An 18,474-nucleotide genomic window follows, 5' to 3' on the forward strand; every position below is an offset into this window, starting at 1 on the left:
TTATTTCCATTTGAGTGGGTGTCTGCCATATTTTGTTTCCATTTGAGTGGGTGTCTGCTATATTTTATCTGCTATATTTTGAGTGGGTGTCTGCTATATTTTCACTTGAACGTGTCGCAATGGCGACGACAAATTATTTAACGTTACCTCTGCCCCAATTATTACAGAGGAAAAGCGACAACCCAATCAGAGCTCTCATCACCTTGTTTATCAAATTTATATTTAACCGAAGAAAAACCACAGACTTTTACAAGACCATTAAAGTCAAACGGTTGTTTTGCTCCTGCTTTTGATTCCATGAATGCAGCATCGCTTGGTATAATAATTTTCTCATGTTCGGCTGAGATTACAAATGCGGCTTCAGCCAATATGAGATCATTATTATGACGTTTGATAACCTCAGCATTCCCTAAACTGTTTCCATCTAAATCTCTAAACTCAAACTCTTCTGGATGATTAATTTCAATAACCTCACCGTCATTAATTTGATAGGTAATTAACATGTTTACCATTGTTTATTCTCCCAATTTAATTTATTTGTTGGTGACTTAGAGGCTTTGCTCGACCATAACCTAGTAAGCCAATCTGATGACATATTACGTTAAAATAACAAACTATTATTGATATGAACACACCTAAAGTCAGATACTGCTGTTAATAAAGAGTTAGTCATCAAAGTCCGAGAAGCTGATGTTAGAATAACTATTAACAGTGAGTGTCCTAGTTAATTTCAGACTTAGGCATAATAACCACTAAACTTAACCAAGGTAAATTAAGCTTAGTTTATTGATTTAAATAGACAACAGTTATTATGGCTGGCCTAATAAGTTACTTTTTATTAGCCAGTTCATTAAAATCCTACTTCGATGAGTTCTGCATTAAAGGCGGCTACATCGCAATCTTCACTAACACTACAGTGTTTAGTATAAAATTCTATTGCCAAATCATAGCCTTTTAATGCTGCTATTTTTGACCACTCTAATGCTTGGTCTATTTTATTGCTGTCAAGATACAAACGAGCTAAATTAAGTTGGCCTTGAACATAACCTTTATTGGCCGATTCCAAGAAAAATCTCTCGGCGTCTTCTAAATTTGCTTGAATATCAGTACGTAACATAAAAGATAAACCGATTCTATTTTCACGATAACCTTCTACCTTCCTATTAACACCGAGGTTTGGTGTCAGTACTATGGTGCCAAACAACTTTGAGTTTTTCGGACGTAGCACCAACAATACCGTCTCGTTTTGATAAAGGTTAATAAGTTTCTCGCGGGTAAATACATGATGCTTTTTATTGAAATACTTGTCATTTAAGACCTTGGCACCTCGAATGTCACTTGCTAAAGAGGACTCGTTTTCAAAAAGAAAGCGTGAAAACACCAAAGAAACTGTGTTAGGAGTAAGGCTGACCACCTTGCCCAAGACATACTTTTTATTGGGTATTATTTTATCGTTAATACTCGTTTGATTAATATAATAAAAATCATTAATTTTAGGGCTTTCAATATATTCTTTACTGAGAAAACTGGCCTGATATTTATCATACTGCCAATAAGACAACGCCAGTAAAACCATAATAATGCCAGAATACATGGGGATCAAGGCATATGATTTGAATAGTTTTTTCCTAAGTGTTTTATAAGCAGACGATGAAAGTGAGTCGACATCAAAAGAGCTATCACACTGGTTACAGACGATATTGATGGATTTTTTAACTGGGAAAAAGGGTATACTTTCTATATAAAAATACGCATAAGTCAGTTTTCCAATAACTTTATGCTGCTTAGAACTACAAGACTGGCATGTTAAGTGATCAATAGTGATCTTTTTAAATTCAATTTGTTTATATTCCATTGGAGTAACCTTGTAATTTACCAACTAATAGTATTGATTAGCTAGGTTTTATCTATATAAATTGATTGTATCATCAGAGACAGAGCCAGATGTAAAAAACCACGCACGAAGTGGTGAATTGAACCTTTGTTAGAACAGCCTAATTATAAAATTAAAGTGCAGGTATTATTAGCAAAGATTGAAGCCGTTAAACACAAATTTTAACACCAGACATATATGGATGCTATATCCTCTTCCTGCTATAATCTGGTGTCTGCTATATCCTCTTTCTGCTATATTCTCTATTACGTAAGTAAAATCTAATACTGAGCTATGAAATAATTGAGGGGATTTGCTAGAAGCTATTTCCTATTCAAGAAGATCACACTCATATAGATGCCACAGCTCAAACAATGATAACTGCATTTAAACCTAATTAAGGTTTAATTTTTAGAACGGAATAAAGATGACAACTGAAAAACCGAAAAACAAGCCATTCGTGGAAATAATATTTAATGTAGCCTTACCTTCTTGGGTTCTAATGAAGTTTTCCAGTCCTGAGTATTTCGGTGTAGTAGCAGGATTAATCATAGCCTTAGCATTCCCTCTTGGGTATGCCGTTTATGATTACCTTCGAACTAAAAAAATGAACCTAATATCTATATTTGGTTTTTTAAGTACCCTATTAACCGGTGGGATTGCGTTGTTTGAGTTAAGTGTCCATTGGCTCGCAATAAAAGAAGCCTCTATACCGGCGTTAATCGCGGTGTTTGTCCTGTTCTCTGGTGTGTATGGTAAACCTTTAATCGCAAAATTATTATTGAATAAATCGATGTTTAAGGTCGAACTGATATATGAAAAACTTCATGAATTAGGGCAGACCGAGGCATTTAAAGCTAAAATAGGCTTTGCTAATAAGTTATTGGCATTAACGTTTATCTTTTCAGCCGTAATGAATTATCTATTAGCAACCTGGCTTGTAACGAGTCCAGCAGGTACCGTCTCTTTTAATGAAGAACTTGGTCATATGACCTTAATGAGTTATCCAATCATTGCAATACCATCAATGATAATGCTTGGTGGCCTTATGTTTTATGTTACAAAGGTAATAAATAATTTAACTGGTTATAAATTTACTGATTTATTGGTAGAACAATAAATCAGTGGCAGTAAAAAATCACAAGGTAAATGTAAAACCCAAAATACTGCCTTTTTTATTGCGGAAATATCTGCCAAAACAAGTAATAGCAGCTAATGTTGGGGGGAATGGACTCTGTTCAACTCAAAAGCTGCTTTTCATTCAACAGCAGACCCATTGGAAAATCATGATAAAAGAGCATTAGATATATCATTGCAAGTGCCAGATGCCTTTAATTATAAAACCTATTATGTTGTACTGACTAAACATGCGCTACTCCGTTTAATAATACGCGGTCAGGCGTCCATCGTTAACCCGCATGAATTATACAATTACCTTGAAAAATAACGAAAGAGCTTATTTTTACCTCATTATTTTTAGCAAGTAATACAGCAGGAACAGGTAAGGCTGAAGATGTGAATAGGCTGCGAACAAGGTAATTTTTCAATATGATTCTGCTATAAAATATTTCCCTGAGTGCTTGCTTCAAGATCATAGTTTCCTCACGTATTGTGAATGAAAATCGACAACTAGAGCACTACCAAAAAGCTAAGCTATCAGTTAATATTCGCTCCCCAGATTAATTACCCCCAGTTGACTAAGGAAAACAATTAGAAAAATGCTGTATTTATTTGTTATTTTTGTTGGAGCGTTTTTATTATTTCAACTTCAACCATTAATTGCCAAATTGATTTTACCTTTGTTTGGCGGTGGGGCGGCAATATGGACTGCCTGCTTGTTGTTTTTTCAAGGCTTTTTATTATTAGGCTATTTATATTCACATTATCTGACCAAACTGAATAAGTTAAAGACCCAAGTGATAGTACACGTAACTTTATTGATGATGAGTTTGCTGTTTTTACCACTGGCATTGAATTTCAATTTTAAGCAATATTTATCAACAATAATGGGTGACTCGCCATTATTTGAAATTGTTTTTATTTTAATACTTTCAATAGGCTTGCCCTATTTTTTATTATCATCAACCGGGCCCTTAGTGCAAAGGTGGTTGACCTATAAAGATAGTGCCAAGCTACCTTATAAGCTTTATTCCTTATCCAATACAGCCTCTTTATTAGCGTTGTTGAGTTACCCTTTTATTTTTGAGCCACAATTTACCCTGAGCAATCAAATACTCATTTGGTCAATTGGTTATACCATTTTTGTTTTAGGGTTTGTCAGTTTAGCGTTAGTCATGTTTAAACAAACACACTTAGCGACAAATATGTTAGCCGCTAATATTAAAACCGACGTTAAAAAATGTAGTAAAACGGTGATTGCCTTATGGTTGATGTTATCCGCCACTGGGGTGGTGTTATTAGTATCAACGACTAATGCCATGACACAAAATATCCCGCCAATGCCTTTTTTATGGATATTACCTCTGTGTATTTATTTGCTTACTTTTATTATTAGCTTTCATAGTCCTCGTTGGTATGTACGCTGGTATTGGTTTGTTTTATTTGTAATTAGCTCTTTTACTGCTATTTTTATGTTTTTTATTGGCTCTCAATTCGACATTATTTCTCAAGTCGTTATTTATTGCGTGATATTATTTTCTGCTTGCATGCTTTGTCACGGGGAGTTAGCAAGACTTAAACCATCGATAGAGCACTTAACCTTATTTTATTTAAACATGTCTTTAGGTGGTTTTTTAGGTAGTGCTTTTGTTGCTTTTGTCGCTCAAAATTTATTCACTCAGTTTTTAGAGTTTCCTTTGGCTATTTTAGCGGTTTATTTGTTGTTTTATTTTTGCTGCCAAGTTAACAATCACCTTGAGGAACATACTTCTGCCCAAGACGTTAATCGCCATAAAGTTCTCTTTCGTGACCAATTATTAGCCCGGGTAAGCCTAGTATCAGCGTTGCTTTTATTTGTATTTTTTAGCTACCTTAATAATTTGTTTGCCGAAAGTAATATCGATAGTAGTCGGAATTTTTATGGTATTTTAAGTGTGAAAGATGTAAAAATTAATAATATTCTAGAGCGTAGGTTAATTGATGGCAGTACCTCTCATGGCACTCAATATTTAGTTACTAACCTTAATAATAAGGAGGTTAGTTATGATGTTACGCCAAGAAGCTATTACCGTAAAAATACTGGCGTGGCTATTGCGTTAGAACAAATAAGGGCAACCTTGCCATTAAAGGTCGGTATTATTGGTCTTGGTGCGGGAACTCTGGCCGCTTATGGTCAATCTGGTGATGAATATAGGTTTTATGAATTAAATCCTGATGTACTGTTAATGGCAAATAAACATTTTAGCTATTTGTCGAAATCAAAAGCTAAGGTTGAAATAATACTAGGCGATGGTAGGGTTTCATTGGCGAATGAAGAAAATAACAATTTTGATGTTTTAGTGGTTGATGCTTTTTCTGGTGATTCAATACCGACCCATTTACTGACGGTAGAAGCCTTAGTTATTTATTTTCAGCAATTAAAATTTGACGGTGTTTTAGCTATTCATATATCCAATAGTCATTTAGATTTAACTCGGCTGACTATTGGACTTGCCGACGCATTTAATAAACAAGCGTTATACTTTAAAACAACAAGAGATAAAAATAATAATGAGGCTGAGTGGGTATTATTAACGAATAATGCTGCATTCATCAATAATGCTATTGTCAGGCATTACGCTAGTAACTGGCCTCACAGTACCAAAAAGCCATTAGTTTGGACGGATGATTATAGTAATTTATTGTCGGTGCTAAAATAATTACCTCAGCACATTAACATAAGGTAATTATGAAAAAAAACAAATAAAAAGCAGCTATTACTTAGCTGCTTTTTATTGCGCGTAACCCTGCTGGTTAACTTTTTAATGTTTGCCTCTTAGGGGCAAACTTTAACACCAACAATCTCACTAGCAGTAACACCAGAATCAAGGCAAAAGATTGTGATAACCAATTGGGCAACACTTCATGGTGTTCCCCTAACATAGGTGCCACTTCAATGTCGAAATGCTCCACTAACATATCGGTTAAAAAACCAAAAGCAATAGCAACACCAATAACGCCAGTTAAATAAGAGGCTACCGCCCGCTTACCCAGCTCACTTGCTACCACGCCAAGGGTAGCGATATTTGTCGCGGGCCCTGCGAGCATAAAGACCAACACTGCTCCAGGTGAAACACCCGACAATAATAAACCGGCGGCAATAGGTGTTGATGCGGTAGCACAGACATACATAGGGATAGAAATTAAAATCACTACAATCATGGCTAATAGACCGCTACCCCATTGGCTAAAAAAGCTTAGCGGTATATAAGTTTGCACCAGAGCGGCGAATGCCAAACCAATTATTAACCATTTTGCCGTGTCATTTAACAGCTTAGTACAACTAAAGGCTAGGGCTTGCTTTAACTTGTTAAAAACAGACCATTGAGCAGAATCATGCTCGTCCCCTTTGGTACTGCAACAAGTGTCTGCCGATGCTTTGCTTACCTCTTGTTGAGGCTCTTGTTGAAGCGCAAGCTGCGACTCTGGTGGTAATGCTGCATCTGTTGCTAACTTAGCCTCAGATGCACAGCATGAGGTTTTAGTTGCCGCTGTTGGTTTAGCGCAGCAACTTGTTTGCTCACTAGTCTCAGCTACTATAACGTCAGGCTTTGCTTCTTTATCCGCACAACAAGAGCTATCATTATTTTCAGCTTTAGTTTCTGTTTTATTATTATTTTTATTATTAGTTTTAGTTTCATGCTGAACTAACTCATCTTTGCTATCACGACCAACCAGAACCCCTGCGACAATTGCACTTGTTATCGCAGCAATAGGCCTGATAATGGCCATAAATGGGCCAAGTAACACATAAGATACCGAGATCGAGTCTATGCCTGTTTCTGGAGTAGAAACGAGAAATGCCGTGGTGGCACTTTTAGAAGCGCCCGCTCGCCTCAGTGCTAAAGCAGCGGGAATAACGCCACATGAACACAGTGGCATAGGTGCGCCAATCAGCGCGGCTTTTATCGTGGTAAGCAGACCATCACTGCCTAGGTGTTTAATGAGGAAATCCTTTGGTAGATAAACATTAATTAAGCCCGCGATCAATAAACCTAACATTAACCAAGGGGCCGAAAGTACAAACAACTGCCAAAAATTACTTACTAATAATTGCATCGACATTCTCCAGTGCAGATAAAATTGAACAGTGGGTTGCTTCTTCTTCGCCACCACAACAAGCCGCAACTAATAATTCCAGTGAGCCTTTAAAACATGCCAGCTCGGCTATTTTATTATTTACTTGGCTAAGTTTTTGCTCGGTAAATGATTTGACTTCAGCACAACTATGACTGGCTTTATCAATTTTAATAGAGAGTAAGCCACTGATTTCTTTTAAACTAAAACCAACAGCTTTAGCTCGGATGATAAACTGCATAATCCTCAGTGCTCCCTCATTATATAAACGGTAACCATTATCGGCACGACTGGTCGCGGCTAACAATTTATGTTTTTCATAATACCTTAAGGTATCTGTCGATACCGATAATTTTTGCGCCAGTTCACCTATCCTATACATAATCTATCCCGTATTTAATTCTGTAAAAGTCCAGCCTTAATGAATATCTTACATCATAAAGCTTGGAGTTAACTCCAATGTCAAACAACTATTTAACTATTTTATCCTTTTATCATTTTTTAGCCGTTAAAATTTCCCCCCGCCTTTACCGGAAAAACTGCCTGCACTTTTTCAGCTAGTGACTTTTTAACCACATAAACCCAGAAAGTAACCACTTGCGTAATACTCTGCCACCAAGATCAGCGGTAAAGTAATTTAATCGTTTGTGCTCTGCCCTGCGCAAAAAACAAAGGCTATTTTTATGCTTATTTTATAAGGCACACGTTAGTTCCTGTACTTTTGTCACATTTTTAATGTTGCTAGCGGTACACTATTTTCCATAGTCAGGTTATAATTAACGCTTATTATTTTTTCAACAAAGGTTTCCTCGGCAATGGAAAAACATTTTATTACCGCACAAGAATTATTAGAAGATTCGTTTCGTGTAGCCGCCAAAGTATTTGAAGATGGCTTTCGTCCACAATTTATCGTCGGCATATGGCGTGGTGGTGCACCTATTGGTATCGCTGTGCAAGAATATTTCGACTTTAAAGGTGTGGAAACTGATCATATTGCCGTTCGTACTTCGTCTTATTATGGGATCAATAAACAAAATAAAGAAATTAAAGTGCACGGCCTGCATTACATTATAGAAAATGCCAACGCCAGCGATGATTTACTCATTGTTGATGATGTCTTTGATTCCGGTCGAAGCATAGATGCACTTATCAAGCAGCTGCAGAAAAATATGCGCAATAATATGCCACAAGATGTTCGTGTTGCTTGTCCTTGGTATAAACCGCAAAATTCAAAAGTAGATTTTGCTCCTGATTACTTTGTTCATACCTCTGATGAATGGTTAGTGTTCCCCCATGAATTATCTGGTTTAACCCCTGATGAAATCATCGCGGGTAAAAAAGATCTCGTCAATATTCACGATTTATTAATCTAGCGTTTGTTTAGTTAAGCGTTAAATCGCTATGAAAAGCATGTCATCAAGACATGCTTTTTTTTTGCCTTAGCTATATTAAAGCCAGTTTTAATCGCTTAGCTTGATAAAGCTCATGGTTTTAGCCAGCGAGGATATATGCTGTTCTTTTTAAAAGCTCCCCCCGGCAATACTCCATTACTAGGTTACATTTATCAGCTAATAAAAATTAAATAACAAGTTAATAATTATTTGATAGTAACTTAAATAAACCTTTAATTTTCATGTCAATGTCTTTATTACTTGCTAGGAATAACCCGTACAAAATAGAGCAAATTAATCATTGATCTATATCAATATAAGTTTAAACTTTCAGAAATTACTGAAACTTCAGAACGAACTTATGATACTGGCGTCAAAAATAGAATCTTTTGTTATGCATTGTGGCGAAATGGGCAGCCGATGGGGCTTTAATCGCACTGTCGGTCAAATGTATGGCTTATTAATTATTTATCAAGAGCCGTTAAGTGCTATACAAATCTCTGAGGCACTTAATATCTCTCGTGGCAATGTCAGCATGGGTATTAAGGAGCTGCAATCCTGGCGTTTAGTACAGGTTCAACATAAACCTAAAGACAGAAAAGAGTATTACTCACCTGCAGGCTCTATTTGGGAAATGGCAATTCGGGTCTTTGAAGAGCGCCGTAAACGCGAAATAGACCCAACCCTGTCACTATTGCGCGATAACTTATTAACTGAGCCGACTAATCAACAAGAAGAGTATGCACAAAAGCAGATGCATGAAATTCATGACTTACTCGAAACCGTCACCCATTGGGCCAGTGAACTGCAACGCCTGAGCCCAGAGCAGCTTAATACGCTAATGAAACTAGGCGCTGGGGTAAGTAAAATTATCAACCTTAAAGATAAATTAATTAACAACGGTAAAGTGTGATCTTAACCGTTTTTTATGTGTTTTTTAACTTTCTATAATAAATTACTAACGTTATCAATTTACCCTGCAGCTTATTACCTGCAGGGTAAATGATAAACTAACGGAGTCCATCGTGCTTGAAACGTTAATGCTGTCACGCATTCAGTTTGCCGCCAATATAAGTTTTCATATTCTTTTTCCAGCAATCACCATAGCGTTAAGTTGGTTTTTATTTTTTTTCAAATTACGCTTTGATCAAACCGGCGATCCTGTTTGGATGCGCGCCTATCGATTTTGGGTAAAAATATTTGCTCTCACCTTTGCCATTGGTGTAGTTACTGGCATTACCATGTCATTTCAGTTTGGTACTAACTGGCCCAAGTTTATGGAAACCGTTGGTAATATTGCCGGCCCCTTATTGGGCTACGAAGTATTAACCGCATTTTTTCTCGAAGCGGGTTTTCTCGGTGTTATGTTATTTGGCATAAAAAGAGTTTCCGCTAGAGTACATACTTTATCTACCTTCATTGTTGCCATAGGTACTACCCTGTCCGCCTTTTGGATTATAGCCCTTAACTCTTGGATGCATACCCCCCAAGGCCATGAAATGCGTGATGGTGTTGCTTTTCCAGTAGATTGGTTTGCCATTATTTTTAACCCGTCATTTCCCTATCGTTTAACCCATATGCTTATTGCCTCAGGCTTAACCGCCGCCTTTTTAATCGCGGGTATCAGTGCTTATCGATTACTTAAGGGTGATGATAAAAAAGCCCCAAAACTGACACTAAAAATAGCCTTAACTGTGGCAATGTTTTTAACACCACTACAAATATTTATGGGTGATCTGCATGGTTTAAATACCCTTGAGCATCAGCCACAAAAAATTGCCGCTATGGAAGGAATTTGGCAGACCCAAAAAGGCGCGCCGCTAATACTGTTCGCTATACCTGATGAAGAGCAAAAAAAGAACCACTTTGAAATAGCCATACCAAAACTGGCCAGTTTAATTTTAACTCATGATCTTGAAGGTGAAATAAAGGGTTTAAACGAATTTGAAGGTAATCACCCACCCGTAGCACCCGTATTTTTTGCTTTTCGTATTATGATTAGCATTGGCATGTTAATGCTAATCATCTCTTGGTTTAGCCGAATACAGCTCATGCGTAATAATGTTTTGCCGCGATGGCTGTTAAAAGTATTGGTTGCCATGAGTTTCTCTGGCTGGGTAGCAACATTAGCTGGCTGGTATGTTACTGAAATAGGACGACAACCTTGGTTAGTTACCGGAATTTTAACGGTTAAAGATGCCGCAACTACTATAGCACCTGGCAATGTCGCTTTATCTCTCGTCTTGTATCTCACTTTATATGTGGTGTTAATGACCGCGTATTTACACACACTATTTACCATGGCAAATCGTGCAGTTGAAATTGAAGAAATCACTGATGATGAGAAAGTTAAACCTGTGGTTCACACAGCAATAGCTCACTCAACAAACCAGTCACCGAATACCAAGGAGAATGATAATGTTTGAAGCTAATTCACTGGCAGTCATATTTGTTTCGCTAATGGGCTTGTCGATATTGTTGTACGCCATATTAGATGGCTTTGATTTAGGTGTTGGTATATTGCTACCACTTTCACAAAAAGATGATAGCGATACCATGATCGCCTCTATTGGCCCTTTTTGGGATGCCAATGAAACCTGGCTGGTCTTGGCTATTGGCTTGTTGTTAATTGCTTTTCCATCAGCCCATAGCCACATTTTTAAAGAGCTCTATTTACCCACGGCGGTATTATTAATTAGCTTGATACTACGCGGTGTCGCTTTTGATTTCAGAGCCAAAGCAGCATTTAGCCATAAACCAACCTGGGACAAGGTCTTTAAAGTAGGTTCATTACTCGCAGCCTTGAGCCAAGGTTATATGCTGGGCATGTATGTTATGAGCTTTGAAGACTCTCTAGCAGCTTATGCCTTTAGCTTACTCAGTGCATTAGGTGTTGCAGCTGCCTATGCCTATATTGGTGCATGTTGGCTGATCATGAAAACAGAAGGCGCCTTACAAGTACAAGCGGTAGCTTGGGCTAAAAAGACCGGGGTTATTTGCTTTATCGGCGTAGTGGCTGTTTCAGCGATAAACCCCTTAATTAACCCTGATGTTTTTGCTAAATGGTTTGCTTGGCCGACCACCTTATATATATTGCCTTTACCGGTATTGTGTTTTGCCTTATTTGTTTACAGCTTATTACAGTTGAAAACATTACCTGCTGAAATGGATAAAGGCTGTTGGCGACCTTTTGTTGCTGCTGTTGTTATATTTGCTTTATGCTTTTTTGGTTTTGCCTTTAGCTTCTTCCCCTATATAGTGCCGGGTAAATTAACCATTTGGGAAACCGCAGCAGCGCCTGAATCGTTAAGCTTTTTATTATGGGGAGTGATCATAGTAGTACCCGTGATCTTCAGCTATACCGTCTTCTCATACTGGGTGTTCTGGGGCAAAGTACGAGAGTTGAGATACTATTAACAACGATGTTCTTTAATGACTTATCTAATGAGGTAGGTAGCTAATTAAGTAGCTAGTGAGATGACGAATAGTTAGCTACTTGGCTGCTTAATTAACTCTCAAATTGGTAAAAAAAAGCCCATTTAGTCATACTAAATGGGCTTTAATTTAGACTGTTTTGTCTAACAACTTGGCTTAGTTTATCGCCAGTAACTCAATATCAAAAATTAATAATGCTCCAGGGCCTATTTTTCCTGCCGGTTTGTTACCGTAGCCTAAACTTGACGGAATATAAAAACGCGTTTTCTCGCCGACAACCATCAACTGCACACCTTCAGTCCAGCCTTTAATTACTTGATTTAAACCAAAACTAATTGACTGGCCTCGATCGACTGAACTATCAAAGACACTGCCATCAAGTAAAGTTCCATGGTAATGCACTTTAACTTTCGACGATGCACTTGGGTGCTCTGTACCACTACCTTGAGTTAGCACTTTATATTGTAAACCAGAAGCGGTTGTAATTACCCCAGCCTCACTTTTATTAGCCGCTAAAAACTCACTGCCTAATTTTATATTAATTTCGGCCGCTGCTTTATTGCTACTTTGTCGCATAATGAAGAAGACAAATAGTCCAATAACAATAGCGAGTAATATAAATTTACCCATTCAATAACACCCTTAAAGATTTGCTTACTTGAAAAAAGGCATATTACTTAATTCCTTACTAACTTGCCAGCGCAAAGCTATTAAGCCTTCATCAATAGCTTATTTTTCCTGTTATTGATTAAGACCGAGCCTTGATTAAAATAAATACATGAATGCCAACTATTTCACTTTAAATTAACACTGAATTTTAGGGATATCTCGCCAGCAGGTAGTGTATTGTGGGCTCAAAAAATTCCGTTTCATCTGCCAGTTATCACTTTGCCCTTGCGCCGCAACTTTTAAGGTACCTTGACCATAACGCTTATTTATTTTATCAAGGCATGCCATCAAAGCTGGGTTTGTTTGCGCGGGTAAAAATAAATCCGCTTGTTGAAAAGCACGACTTTGTAATTCAATCGCACCGACACCGCAGCGATAAAAACGCACACCGGGCACAAATATATCACTCAGCGCACTCGTTATTGCGGTAGCTATGTCGCAATTATTATCTGTTGCTTGGCTAAAGCGGTAGCTAATGGCCTGCTTATAATAGTTTTCATCATGAGGTGAGCTCGAAGCAAAGATTATCAGCTTCTTAACTAAGCTACCTTGTTGTCGCAATTTTTTAGCCACAATAGCGCCATGACTGGTTAAGGCGGCTTGCAATGCATGAATATCCATAATGCGTTGACCAAAACTTCTCGTTGAAAAGATCTCTTGCTTAGCTGGCTTAACCTCATCCCAAGATAAGCAGGTAATGCCATTGAGTTCATGCACGGTTCGCTCAATCATAACGCTAAACTCTTTACGCATAGCTTTAGGGTTTTGCTGCGCTAACTGGTAGGCATTATTAATGCCCCGGGCTGTTAATTTTTTTGCAATGCGTCGGCCCACGCCCCATACCTCATTAACAGCCATGCGGGTGAGCACGGCCTTAGCACTACTTGGGCTATCAATAACCGCGACGCCGTTAAAGCCGGTTAATTTTTTTGCAGCATGATTAGCCGCTTTAGCTAAGGTAGTAGTAGAGCCAAAACCAACACCAACAGGTAAGCGTGTTTCCTTCCATATAGCGCGCCTTATCTCATGGCCATAGGCATGCCAATCACTAATAATATTTTGATAATTATTAAAAACTAAAAATGATTCATCAATAGAATAAATATGTTGCTTATCGCAATAACGAGCAATAACCGCCATCATTTTATCACTCAAATCAGCATAGAGTTCGTAATTTGAAGAGCGAACCACCACATCATGCTTGTCTAATAACCACTTCACTTGAAAGTAAGGCTTAAACTTTGGAATACCTAACCTTCTCGCAATAGGGCAAACCGCACAAATACAGCCATCGTTATTGGTTAGTACCACCACAGGTCTATTACGAATACTGGGATCAAAGACTTTCTCAGCACTGGCGTAAAATGAGACCGCATCAACTAGTGCAAACATGCAAGTAAATCGGGAACTGGATGGTGCAGACGAATAGACTGAGTAACGACGCCTTCTAGCTGGAAGGTGTCTTCGGGTTTAATATTTACCGGAGCAAATTGCTGAGAAGCAGACAATAACCGTGCTTGTGGCTTATCCAAAATTTTACAGACAAAACAACCATTATAGTTTGCCACAATGACATCACCATTTTTGGCGGTAAGCGACCTATCAACAATAAGTATATCACCATCAAAAATACCTATGCCTTGCATAGAATGACCTATGGCTTGACCAATAAAAGTCGCATTGGGATGGCGAATAATAAGTTGATCTAAGCTTAGACCTAACTCTTTATATTCGGCAGCGGGCGATTCAAAGCCAGAAATACCAGCTTCAATATAGATGGGAATAACTTTCATAACAGACAACTTTTCATAGTATCAAAACAAGTACTGTATATTTAAACAGTATATTATCTTATCACCATTTTAGAAAGTCTTGTTATGAATTAAATCCTCACTCACTAATTTATGCCAGATAAAAAGCCATAAGTAGCGAATATTCATTACGCTATTTATGGCGGCAAACATTCACAGTAACTTAACTAAGTCTAGCTAGATAAAGCTAAACTTAGTTGCCTTAAAATTTAGCCAACGAAACTAGAACTGATACAGCTCTGCTTTGGCTAATAGCTTTTTAGCGGTCAGCTTACTGTTGGCACAAGCGTTAATGTCTTTTTTATTAAAGACTAATATTTGATCTTTGTAGCCACGACCCTGCTAACTGCAGTTTTAATTTATCGAGTGCGCTATATAATTGTGACTTGGCGGTATTGGTTGAGATGCCAAGTTGCTGACTAATATCTTCGAAAGTACACTGCTGGAAAAACTTTAACTCCACTACCAGTTTTTGCTTGACCGGTAAATGCTGTATCGCTTGTAATAGCGTGCTACTTTGCTGTTGTAAAAATAAGTCTTTTTCTAGGCATAACGATTGTTCATCTTCTTGCTCTGGCACATCATCAAGTGATTGCATCGGCCGTTTACGTCGATAAAACTCAAGACAACGATAATGAGCAATCTTAAACAGCCAACTCTTAAAGGGACATTCACCTCGAAACTTGGATAAATTTCGAAATAATGCCATAAAGATATCTTGCATTAAATCCATGGTATCAGCCGGATTATTCACCATACGTAAAGCGTAGTTTTAGAGAGGTTTCTCATAACGTTTTACCAGTGTTAGCCAAGCTTATTTTTTTCCTTTTAGCGCTGCGCTATGAGCGTTTCATCGCTTTTTTCAAACACAAAGGCTCCTATTATTAGTCTATTACTTAAAAAAAATCACTTAAAAAATTTGTTACGCTATCGCTACATAAGCGTCATTATTACTGGTATGCAACTATAAAGTAGCGCGGGTAAGCAAAATAGTTTGGAAAAAGTTTATTTATTTTAGCGGTAATTAATCTTTAGCTATTACGTTTACAGTAATTGTTTTGATTAAGTGGGCAGGCAGAACAAACGTCCCCTAAATACAGGGCTACAACTACGCACATAAAAAAAGCCCTTAACCGTTATCCACAGTGGAGGGCTTTGAATAAACAGATAAATTTAAGCCTGTTAGCGCTAATAAGTATTGCCAAAGAAAGCTAAAACGTCATCACCACACGGCCAGTAATCTCACCATTAATCATATCGTCAAAAATCTCATTGATATCTTCTAGTTTTTTCTCAATGGTAATGGCTTTAACTTTACCTCTCGCGGCAAAGTCTAAACACTCAACTAAATCTTTCCGGGTACCAACAATAGAGCCGATAACACTCACGCCATTTAATACCGTATCAAAAATAGGCAGCGGCATATCTTCTGCTAGTAGGCCGACTAACACACATTTACCCCCTCGGCGAATGACTTTATAGCTCTGCTCAAAGGCACTTTTGCTAACGGCGGTACAGATACTGGCGTGCACACCACCGGTTTCCTCAAGTACACGCGCAACAACATCATCACTTTTAAAGTCTAAACAAAGGCTGGCCCCCAGTTCTTTAGCAAGTTTCAATTTATCAGTGCCGGTATCAACGGCAATAACATTTAAGCCCATGGCAACGGCATACTGAACCGCTAAATGCCCTAAACCACCGATACCAAAAATAGCGACCCACTCACCCGGTTTTGCGGTGGATACTTTCAGTGCTTTATAGGTAGTAACGCCGGCACAAAACAAGGGGCTGCTGCAACATAATCAATACCATCAGGAATTTTTACCACATAATCACCATGGGCTTTGCAATATTCGGCATAACTACCATCAACCGAATAACCGCAGTTTTGCTGTGATAAACATAAATTTTCATTACCGGTTAAACAGTAGTCACAATAGCCACAAGCACTATAAAGCCAGGGGATGCCAACACGGTCACCAAGTTTGAAATGTTTAACTTGCTCACCAATTTCAACAATCTCACCAACGCCTTCATGACCCGGAATAAGTGGCATTTTAGGTTTAACCGGCCAGTCACCCCGGCAGGCGTGCAAGTCGGTATGACAGACACCACAAGCATGAATTTTAACCAAAACCTCTTGACTAGCAATGCTTGGTTTATCTCGCTGTTGAATTTCAAGACGACCTTTAAATTGATGAATAACGGCTGCTTTCATAATAAAACTCCTTCACATTATTGTTACTGCAATAGTTGTTGCTGAAATAGAGAACGCCGAAATGATTATCGACGAATGACAAACAGCTCATTGTATAACTAGGGCGTGAGAAAGAGACGATACAGATCAAGCAATAAGCATAAAAATCATACTAACGACTAGGTGACTATCTTCGAATAAGAAGAAGCTAAGCTAAAGTACATAAAAATTTAATAAAAACATTAACAAAGCATAAGAAATATGGTTAAAATAGCGACCTTAATGCTATGTCTCCATAGTTTAACTGGATAAAACTGCGGCCTCCTAAGCTGCTGCTCTGGGTTCGAGTCCCGGTGGAGACGCCATTAGCACTATTTAAGACGTTCAACACCATTCAAAAACCTACCAAATCCCATTAAAAACAAGGCTCTTAGCTATCAATAGCGATTAATAAGAGTTTGTAACACTCAAGTTTTATAGTAACATCTGAAGTAACATCGCTTACCCCTTACTTTCTGAGTGTTACTATGGCTAAAAAAGTTACCCCACTTACCAACACACAAGTAAAACAAGCTAAGCCTAAAGAGAAGGAATATAACTTATCTGATGGTGATGGCTTAATGTTGCGTATAAAGCCCACTGGCTCTAAGTTGTGGCTATTTAACTACTATCGCCCTTTCATCAAAAAAAGAGCCAATATTAGCTTTGGTACTTACCCTGAAACAACACTGGCAGAGGCTAGAGAAAAACGAGCTGAAGCTAGAAAGTTATTAGCCAGTGATATTGATCCCAAAGAACATAGAGACGCTAAAGAAATAACACAAAAAAAAATACTGTCTCACACTTTTGAAAGCGTAGCGGCTAACTGGTATGAATTAAAAGCTAAGAAAGTGACACCCGACACAGGCGGTAGGATATGGAATTCAATAGAAAATCACTTATTACATGATTTAGGTAAATATCCTATTTCTAGGATAACCGCACCACAAGTAATAGAAGTGCTAAAACCTATTGCCATCAAAGGCAGCTTGGAGCTTGTTAGAAGATTATGCCAACGCATGAATGAGATTATGAATCATGCGGTAAATGTTGGCCTTATTCACGCTAACCCATTAATAGGAATAAAGGCGGCATTTGATACGCCAACCGGTAAACACATGCCTACCTTGAAGCCTGAAGAACTACCCGAGTTAATGAAAGCATTAAGTTACGCCAGCATAAAAATAGTAACGCGCTGTTTAATTGAATGGCAGTTACATACCATGACAAGACCTAGTGAAGCAGCAACAGCCAAATGGTCAGAGATAGATTTAGATAATAAAATATGGATTATTCCTGCTGAAAAGATGAAGATGAAACGAGAGCATGTTATTCCCCTTACTGATCAAACGTTGTTTTTATTAGAAAGGCTAAAACCAATAAGTGGCCATAGAGAATACATATTCCCAGCAAATAACGACCCTAAAAAACATACTAACACCGAAACAGCAAACATGGCGTTAAAGCGTATGGGCTTTAAAAACAGGCTCGTTTCTCATGGTTTAAGAGCGTTAGCCAGTACCACATTAAACGAACAAGGCTTCGATGCTGACGTTATTGAATCCGCACTGGCACACGTTGATAAAAACGAAGTGAGGCGTGCTTATAACCGCGCTGAATATTTAGAGCGCAGACGTAAGTTAATGTATTGGTGGTCTGAGCATATTGAACAGGCTCAAACAGGTAAAGTTAATAAATCACAAAATTTAAAGGTTGTAGGGATACATGAGTAAATTATTTAAATTAAAAAAATAGCTTTCTTTAAAGGATGCTTCAATCCGGCTTTCTAATTCATTTGGTGAAGAGGTTTTAATTAATGAC

14 protein-coding genes, 1 tRNA gene and 2 pseudogenes are annotated in these 18,474 nt (G+C 37.9%); 8 read left to right on the plus strand and 9 right to left on the minus strand.

All coding sequences use genetic code 11. The annotated features are described in order from the left end of the window. Nucleotides 1-161: 161 nt before the first annotated feature. Together CMT41_RS13355 and CMT41_RS13360 are read right to left on the minus strand one after the other, a co-directional pair. A complete protein-coding gene (locus tag CMT41_RS13355) occupies nucleotides 162-512 on the minus strand; it encodes a hypothetical protein (RefSeq protein ID WP_058027539.1) in 351 nt (116 codons plus the stop codon). Between the two features lie 338 nt (nucleotides 513-850). Continuing rightward, nucleotides 851-1,855, minus strand: coding sequence for a sel1 repeat family protein (locus CMT41_RS13360; protein ID WP_057181788.1), 1,005 nt, complete (start codon nucleotides 1,853-1,855; stop codon nucleotides 851-853). 445 nt (nucleotides 1,856-2,300) lie between these two features. Between CMT41_RS13360 and CMT41_RS13365 the strand changes: the two genes are divergently transcribed. After that, nucleotides 2,301-2,993 carry a VC0807 family protein gene (locus tag CMT41_RS13365; protein ID WP_057181789.1) on the plus strand — a complete coding sequence of 231 codons (693 nt, stop codon included), beginning with the start codon at nucleotides 2,301-2,303 and terminating at the stop codon, nucleotides 2,991-2,993. A gap of 598 nt (nucleotides 2,994-3,591) precedes the next feature. Beyond that, nucleotides 3,592-5,691, plus strand: coding sequence for a spermidine synthase (locus CMT41_RS13370; protein ID WP_058027540.1), 2,100 nt, complete (start codon nucleotides 3,592-3,594; stop codon nucleotides 5,689-5,691). A gap of 94 nt (nucleotides 5,692-5,785) precedes the next feature. Here the strand turns inward: CMT41_RS13370 and CMT41_RS13375 are convergent, their stop codons facing one another. Together CMT41_RS13375 and zntR are read right to left on the minus strand one after the other, a co-directional pair. Further along, complete coding sequence (locus CMT41_RS13375) at nucleotides 5,786-7,090, minus strand: SO_0444 family Cu/Zn efflux transporter (protein WP_058027541.1); 1,305 nt, start codon at nucleotides 7,088-7,090, stop codon at nucleotides 5,786-5,788. Further along, the gene (zntR, locus tag CMT41_RS13380; RefSeq protein WP_057181792.1) at nucleotides 7,071-7,490 is read right to left on the minus strand and encodes a Zn(2+)-responsive transcriptional regulator; all 420 of its coding nucleotides are present in this window, start codon (nucleotides 7,488-7,490) and stop codon (nucleotides 7,071-7,073) included. The genes CMT41_RS13375 and zntR overlap by 20 nt, the downstream gene beginning before the upstream one ends. Nucleotides 7,491-7,923: 433 nt before the next feature. On the opposite strand from zntR, the gene CMT41_RS13385 reads away from it, so the two are divergent. The 4 genes from CMT41_RS13385 (at nucleotide 7,924) to cydB (ending at nucleotide 11,916) form a co-directional block, all read left to right on the plus strand. Beyond that, the gene (locus tag CMT41_RS13385; RefSeq protein WP_057181793.1) at nucleotides 7,924-8,481 is read left to right on the plus strand and encodes a phosphoribosyltransferase; all 558 of its coding nucleotides are present in this window, start codon (nucleotides 7,924-7,926) and stop codon (nucleotides 8,479-8,481) included. 379 nt (nucleotides 8,482-8,860) lie between these two features. Next, nucleotides 8,861-9,412, plus strand: a complete 552-nt coding sequence (locus CMT41_RS13390; RefSeq protein ID WP_057181794.1) for a GbsR/MarR family transcriptional regulator — start codon at nucleotides 8,861-8,863, stop codon at nucleotides 9,410-9,412. Nucleotides 9,413-9,524: 112 nt separating this feature from the next. Continuing rightward, on the plus strand, nucleotides 9,525-10,925 hold the full coding sequence (locus tag CMT41_RS13395; RefSeq protein ID WP_057181795.1) for a cytochrome ubiquinol oxidase subunit I: 1,401 nt from the start codon (nucleotides 9,525-9,527) through the stop codon (nucleotides 10,923-10,925). Further along, nucleotides 10,918-11,916, plus strand: a complete 999-nt coding sequence (gene cydB, locus CMT41_RS13400) for a cytochrome d ubiquinol oxidase subunit II (RefSeq protein WP_057181796.1) — start codon at nucleotides 10,918-10,920, stop codon at nucleotides 11,914-11,916. The genes CMT41_RS13395 and cydB overlap by 8 nt, the downstream gene beginning before the upstream one ends. A gap of 174 nt (nucleotides 11,917-12,090) precedes the next feature. On the opposite strand, the gene CMT41_RS13405 is transcribed toward cydB, so the two are convergent. The 5 genes and pseudogenes from CMT41_RS13405 to adhP all read right to left on the minus strand — a co-directional run bounded on the left by CMT41_RS13405 (nucleotide 12,091) and on the right by adhP (nucleotide 16,635). Then, complete coding sequence (locus CMT41_RS13405; RefSeq protein ID WP_442855085.1) at nucleotides 12,091-12,510, minus strand: FKBP-type peptidyl-prolyl cis-trans isomerase; 420 nt, start codon at nucleotides 12,508-12,510, stop codon at nucleotides 12,091-12,093. A 228-nt stretch (nucleotides 12,511-12,738) separates the two neighbouring features. Next, nucleotides 12,739-13,995, minus strand: a complete 1,257-nt coding sequence (locus tag CMT41_RS13410; RefSeq protein WP_058027543.1) for a Y-family DNA polymerase — start codon at nucleotides 13,993-13,995, stop codon at nucleotides 12,739-12,741. Beyond that, entirely contained in the window at nucleotides 13,983-14,396 is a 414-nt protein-coding gene (locus CMT41_RS13415) for a LexA family protein (RefSeq protein WP_057181799.1), read from the minus strand. Before CMT41_RS13415 ends, CMT41_RS13410 begins: the two co-directional genes overlap by 13 nt. 322 nt (nucleotides 14,397-14,718) lie before the next feature. Then, a pseudogene (locus tag CMT41_RS13420) lies at nucleotides 14,719-15,284 on the minus strand (RNA polymerase sigma factor). 341 nt (nucleotides 15,285-15,625) lie between these two features. Next, nucleotides 15,626-16,635: pseudogene (gene adhP / locus CMT41_RS13425) on the minus strand (alcohol dehydrogenase AdhP). Nucleotides 16,636-16,903: 268 nt separating this feature from the next. Between adhP and CMT41_RS13430 the strand changes: the two are divergent. Next, nucleotides 16,904-16,979 (plus strand) — tRNA-Arg (locus tag CMT41_RS13430). A gap of 162 nt (nucleotides 16,980-17,141) precedes the next feature. After that, complete coding sequence (locus CMT41_RS13435) at nucleotides 17,142-18,386, plus strand: integrase domain-containing protein (RefSeq protein WP_058027544.1); 1,245 nt, start codon at nucleotides 17,142-17,144, stop codon at nucleotides 18,384-18,386. Nucleotides 18,387-18,474 lie beyond the last annotated feature (88 nt).

Origin of the sequence: Colwellia sp. MT41 (genome assembly GCF_001444365.1) — a bacterium.
Lineage (GTDB): Bacteria > Pseudomonadota > Gammaproteobacteria > Enterobacterales > Alteromonadaceae > Colwellia > Colwellia marinimaniae.